Source organism: Lentzea sp. NPDC006480 (assembly GCF_040611995.1).
Classification (GTDB): domain Bacteria; phylum Actinomycetota; class Actinomycetes; order Mycobacteriales; family Pseudonocardiaceae; genus Lentzea.
On sequence record NZ_JBEXPJ010000285.1, the window covers coordinates 1 to 5900 of the forward strand.

At 68.7% G+C, this 5900-nt stretch carries 5 protein-coding genes; 4 read left to right on the forward strand and 1 reads right to left on the reverse strand.

The window, feature by feature from the left end:
• Positions 1 to 188 precede the first annotated feature (188 nt).
• From ABZX92_RS44770 to ABZX92_RS44780, 3 genes are all read left to right on the forward strand, one after another.
• Positions 189 to 368 carry a CsbD family protein gene (locus ABZX92_RS44770; protein WP_355572122.1) on the forward strand — a complete coding sequence of 60 codons (180 nt, stop codon included), beginning with the start codon at positions 189 to 191 and terminating at the stop codon, positions 366 to 368.
• On the forward strand, positions 346 to 975 hold the full coding sequence (locus ABZX92_RS44775; protein WP_355572124.1) for a UdgX family uracil-DNA binding protein: 630 nt from the start codon (positions 346 to 348) through the stop codon (positions 973 to 975). The genes ABZX92_RS44770 and ABZX92_RS44775 overlap by 23 nt, the downstream gene beginning before the upstream one ends.
• Before the next feature lie 279 nt (positions 976 to 1254).
• Entirely contained in the window at positions 1255 to 1512 is a 258-nt protein-coding gene (locus tag ABZX92_RS44780) for a helix-turn-helix transcriptional regulator (RefSeq protein WP_355572126.1), read from the forward strand.
• Positions 1513 to 1521: 9 nt separating this feature from the next.
• Here the strand turns inward: ABZX92_RS44780 and ABZX92_RS44785 are convergent, their stop codons facing one another.
• Positions 1522 to 2700 (reverse strand): cytochrome P450, encoded by a 1179-nt coding sequence (locus tag ABZX92_RS44785; protein WP_355572128.1) that lies wholly within the window; start codon positions 2698 to 2700, stop codon positions 1522 to 1524.
• 204 nt (positions 2701 to 2904) lie between these two features.
• On the opposite strand from ABZX92_RS44785, the gene ABZX92_RS44790 reads away from it, so the two are divergent.
• Positions 2905 to 5715 carry a Tat pathway signal sequence domain protein gene (locus tag ABZX92_RS44790; protein ID WP_355572130.1) on the forward strand — a complete coding sequence of 937 codons (2811 nt, stop codon included), beginning with the start codon at positions 2905 to 2907 and terminating at the stop codon, positions 5713 to 5715.
• The last annotated feature ends 185 nt before the right edge of the window (positions 5716 to 5900 follow it).

A 5900-nucleotide genomic window follows, 5' to 3' on the forward strand; every position in this document is an offset into this window, starting at 1 on the left:
GATCGTCTGAGCCCTGGCGAGCAGGTCGTCCGGACGCACCGCCGCCACACCCGCGTTGGCAGCGGTGAGCCTGCCCACCTGCAGCGGCTGGGTTCTCAACCGCGAGTGATCACCTTATCAACTGTTTCGCACGGTGCTCGCGGGGTAACCGATCGATGTAGCTGACGTCCACTGAAGGAGCCTGATCCATGGGTGCCGACGACAAGTTCAGCAACAAGGCTGAAGAGTTGAAGGGCCGCGCCAAGGAAGCTGTCGGCGACGCCACGGACAACGAGCAGTGGCAGGCCGAGGGCCGCGCCGAGCGCGCGAAGGCCGACATCAAGCAGGCCGGCGAGAAGGTCAAGGATGCCTTCAAGTCCGACAAGTAGGACAGCATCCGCCGCCCAGTTCGTCCCCGAGGGGAAGGGCTGGGCGGCGCTGCGTTCTGCCGCGGCCGAGTGCCGTGGGTGCGACCTGTACAAGGACGCCACCCAGACGGTCTTCGGAGAGGGCCCGATCCGGGCCTCGCGGATGATGATGGTGGGGGAGATGCCCGGCGACCGCGAGGACGTCGCGGGCCACGTGTTCGTCGGCCCGGCGGGGCGGCTGCTGGACAAGGCGCTGGACGCCGCCGGGATCGTGCGCGACGAGGTCTACCTCACGAACGCGGTGAAGCACTTCAGGTTCACCCAGCGGGGGAAGCGCAGGATCCACGAGACACCTCGCCGCTCGGAGGTGGTGGCCTGTTTCCCGTGGTTGCGCGAGGAACTGCGGGTGGTGAAGCCGCAGCTAGTCGTCGCGCTCGGAGCGGTGGCGGCGAAGGCCCTGCTCGGCTCGTCGTTCAAGCTGACCGAGCACCGGGGTGAGGTGCTGGAGGCCGACGGGCTGCGGGTCGGGGTGACCGTGCACCCGTCCGCCGTGGTGCGGGCCGAGAAGTTCACGGAGGCGTTCGACGCGTTCGTGAGTGATCTCAAGGTGTTGAAGAAGTCGCTGTAGAAGTCCCTGCGGAAATGGGACAACCCCTGGACGACTCCCGCGTGAACGGGCCGAGCGGGACCAGCGCTCGAAGTCCAGGGGTCGGGTGGCTGCCTGGGTTTACGACTAGGCGTCACCGAGGGCGGTCCTAGCGGACAGCCACCTCACGAGTCCGGTTGCTATACAACTTTGGACCACCTCCTCTCTTGTGTACTGCGAACCTATGTCGTGATCCGCTGGCCTCGCAACGGACTTTTCTCACGCCACCGGACCCGCCTGTTTCGCGTAGAATCCGCACCCATGGTTCGCATTCCCCTGACCTCGACGGAGCGGGAGCGCGGCCGGCGGCTCGGTCAGTTGCTGCGGGACGCCCGCGGCGAGAAGAGCATGGTCGAGATCGCGGCGCGCGCCGGGTTGTCGGCGGAGACCGTGCGCAAGATCGAGACGGGACGTGCTCCCACGCCGTCGTTCTTCACGATTGCAGCGCTGGCGGGTGCTCTGGGCATCTCGCTGGACATGATCAACGAGCTGCTGGCGCCGCAGAGCCGGTCCGCCTAGGCGCACCCGCTACCAGGCGACGGACAGCGCCAGCGGGCCTCGCATGGCCATGCCGGTCCGCCACCGGACGTCGCCCGCGAGCCGCAGCCCGGGGAACCGGGTGAGGATCGCCGTCAGCGCGACCTGCAGGTCCATCCGGGCGAGCTGCGCGCCGATGCAGTGGTGCGGCCCGTGCCCGAACGTCAGGTGTCCCTTGGCGTTGCGCGTGATGTCGAACCGGTCGGGGTCGGCGTACTGGCGCGGGTCGCGGTTGGCGGCGTGCTTGGCGAGCAGCACCGCCTCGCCCGCCCGCACCGTGCCGCCGCTCAGTTCCACGTCCTCCAGCGCGTACCTCGGCAGGATGTCCGCGATCTCCTGCGCCGGAATCCACCGCAGCAGCTCTTCCACGGCACCCGGCATGAGCTCTGGGTTGGTGCGCAGGAGTTCGGCCTGGCCGGGGAACTGCAGCAGCGTGTACACCGAGTTGGCGATGTGGGCGGCGGTGGAGTCGTAGCCGGCGCCGAGCAGCAACACCGTGAGCTGCACCAGCTCCTCGGCGCTGAGCCGGTCGCCGTCCTCCTGCGCCACCACGAGTGCGCTGATCAGGTCGTCTTCCTGGTGGGCGCGCCGTTGTTCGGCCAGGCCGGCCAGGTAGCCCGCCAGCTCGCCGAGGCGGGACAGCTTCTCCTCGTCCGTCATCGCGGTGACCGACATGAACGCGGCGGTGAGGTCCTGGAAGTGGTCGCGGTCCTCGTACGGGACACCGAGCAGGTCGCAGATCATCAGTCCCGGCAACGGGACCGCGTAGGTGGTGACGAGATCCGCTGGTGGGCCCGCCTTTTCCAGGTCGTCGAGCAACTCGGTGGCGAGCCGCTCGGCGTTGGCGCGCAACTGTTCCACGCGCCGCACGGTGAACGCGTGCGCCAGCAGACGGCGCAGTCGGGTGTGGTCCGGCGGGTCGAGGTCGGTCAGGATCGCGCCCATCCGCTGCGGGCCCATCCGCGGCGTGTCGCGGACGGCGGCCTGCGCGAGGCTGAACCTGTTGTCGCCCAACGCGATCCGCACGTCTTCGTATCTCGTCAGCAGCCAGCCTTCCTCGCCGTGCGGGAGCTGGACGCGGGCGAGGGGTTCGTCGTTCTGGAGCCTGCCGTACTCGGGGTCGATCGTGAGTCCGTCCACCGGGCCGAACGGGTAGGAACGCACAGACATGAGCATCCTCCAGGTTTCGCGGCTGGAGTCATCCTGCGCGGCGTGGCCGGTTGATCGCCACCGTCTCGTCTTGAATCGCGGTAGTAAACGCTTTCATCCGAGGCTTAGCCGGTCTTGACCGGCTGTGAGGGCCGTCATAGGCTGCGCTCGTAGGTACACCTCCGATCTTTGTTCGCAGCCGCCCGCGGACGTGAAAGGTGTTCTGTGGAGCTGTCGCGGCGCGGGCTGTTCGGTGGGGTAGTGGCTGGGGCGGCGCTCACGGCGTTGCCGGTCCGTGCTGACGCGGAGGTGGAATCGGCCGGATGTGCCACGCGGATCGACTGGGAGCGGTTCCTCGGTGAGCAGGACCTGGTGTGGCAACGGGTTCCGCGCGCCTGGTACGAAGGTCCGTTCCTGGGCAACGGTTTCCTGGCCACCGCGATTTACCGCGAGCCGGGGGCGAACGCGATCCGGTTCACCGTCGACCACGCTCTGGTGCAGGACCACCGGCCGCAGTTCGGGAACGAATGGGGAGTGGCGCGGCTGCCGGTCGGGCGGGTGCTGCTGACGCCCGTCGGCAAGATCACCGGCGTTGATCTCCGGCTCGACCTGTGGAACGCCGAGCTGCGCGGCAAGATCGTCACGGACCAGGGTTCGTTGGCGATCAGGTCGTTCGTGCACGCCGAGAAGTCGTTGCTGCACCTGGAAGTACGGCCTTCGGGCGGTGAGCGCGACGTCAAGCTGGAGTTCCTGGCGCTCGACGCGATGAGCCCGCGGATCATCCGCGAGCCACCGCCCGCGACGTTCCCGCTCAACCCGAAACCGGTCACGCGCACGGAGAACGGGCTCACGCTCGTCACCCAGGAGATGGTCGCGGGCGGCCAGACGGCGACGGCGTACCGGATCACCAAGCCGCGCGGCCGCACGGAACTGCTGCTGTCGGTCGCCCACTCGTTCCCCGATCGCACGGCCGAGATGACGGCGAGGGACGCGGTCGCGAAGGCGTCGATCCCGGAGATGCTGCGGTATCGGCACCAGCAGTGGTGGCATCGCTTCTACCGCAAGAGCTTCGTGTCCGTGCCGGACGCGTTGATGCAGAGCTTCTACTGGATCCAGCTGTACAAGCTCGCGTCGGGTGCCCGCGCGGAAGCCCCGATCATGCCCACCACCGGGCCGTGGCTGGAGCCGACGCCGTGGCCGTCGGTGTGGTTCAACCTCAACGCCCAGCTGGAGTACTGGGCAGTGCTCGCGTCGAACCACCTGGAACTGGACCCGATCCCGCGCACGATCTCGCAGAACCAGCAGATCCTGATCGACGCGTTGCGGCCGGAGTTCCGCGCCGACTCGATGGGATTGCGGCGCAGCACCGACCCGACGTTCCAGGACGCGGGTTTCGTCGGCTCGCCGCTGCACCCGTCACCGGATCCGGAGATCGGGAACCTGCCGTGGTTGCTGCACAACGCGTGGCTCAGCTACCGGCACACGATGGACGAGCGGATCCTGCGCGACACCGTGTTCCCCGTCCTGCGCCGATCCACCAACTACTACCTGCACTTCCTGCGCAAGGGCAACGACGGCAAGCTGCACCTGCTGCCGACCTACTCGCCCGAGTACGGCGTCGCGCCGGACTGCAACTTCGACCTGGCCCTGCTGCGCTGGTCGTGCCGGACGTTGATCGAGTCCGCTCGCATCCTGAAGATCGACGACCCGTTGACGGCGAAGTGGCAGGAGGTGCTCGACCAGCTCGTCGAGTACCCGACGAACGCGGGCGGGTTCATGATCGGCGCCGGGGTGCCGTTCGCCAAGTCGCACCGGCACTACTCGCACATGCTCGCGGTCTACCCGCTGCACGAGGTCACCTGGGAGCAGCCGGAACGTCGTGACCTGATCGAACGCTCGCTGAAGCACTGGCTGAGCTTCGAAGGTTCGTTGCGCGGCTTCACCTTCACCGGCGCCGCGTCGATCGCGGCCCAGATGACCCGCGGCGACGAGGCGCTGAAGTACCTGCGCGAGTTCGTCGCCCGGTTCGCCCAGCCCAACACGATGTACTTCGAGGCAGGTCCGGTGATCGAGACGCCTCTGTCGGCCGCCAAGTCGTTGCAGGACATGCTGATCCAGAGCTGGGGCGGGCTGATCCGGATCTTCCCGGCGGTGCCCGCGGTGTGGCAGGACGTCACGATCCACGACACCCGCACCGAGGGCGCGTTCCTGGTCAGCGCGGTGCGGCGGGGCGGCAGGACGCGGTTCGTGCGCGTGCACAGCGAGGCCGGTCAGCCGTGCCGCATCCGGACGGGCATCGAGGGCCGCATCGAGGTGCGCGGCTGTTCGCGGTGGAGCGTGCGCGACGGCGTGGTGGAGCTGGAACTTCGTCGTGGCCAGGAAGCCTTGATCCACGCTCGCGGCGAGCGCGACTTCACCATCGCGCCGGTGCGGGTGGTGGAACCCGGCAGGCGCTGGGGTCTGCCCGCGTTGCCGCCCGGTGGCAGCGCGGTGCCCGTGGACATCAGCGCGGCGTTCGACAACGACGGGCTGTCCAACGAGTTCACCAGCCGTGACGGCGACTTCGACGGTACCGGCAACACCTATCCGGCCGCGCAGCTGCCGCAGACCGGCTCGGTGACCGACGACAGCATCCTGTTCGAGTTCCACAACGGTGACGAGGCGAGCAAGAACAACGTCGTCGCCGCGGGGCAGACACTGGCCGTTCCCGCGGGGAGGTACGCGAAGCTGCACCTGCTCGCGGCCGCCGACACCGGCAACGTCGAGGCGGACGGTTCGCTGGGGTACGCCGACGGCTCGGTTCCCGTCCGGTTCCGGGTGACGGCGTGGCAGCAGCGGCCGCAGTTCGGCGAGTCGGAACCCGTCGCCACGACGTTGATGCACACACCTGCCGGTCCGGTGCAGAAGCAGGTGTCGATCTTCCACCAGACGATCGAGCTGGATCCGGCGAAGGATCTCGCGTCGGTGACGCTGCCCAAGACGAGCGGGCCGCGCCTGCACGTCTTCGCGATCACCCTGGAGAAGCCCAAAGCCTGATCGTCACCCGCCGCCGCCCGAGGAGTGATCCGAAGGAGGCAAGACGATGGCAGAACTCACCCGTCGCGGGGGCGGGGGTAAACGCGCCCCCGGGGGCCGGCACCGCGGGGGGGGGCCCCCCCCCCCCCCCCCCCCCCCCCCCGGTCCGGGCGGGGGCCCCCGGCCGCGCCCCGGGGGGGTAAAGA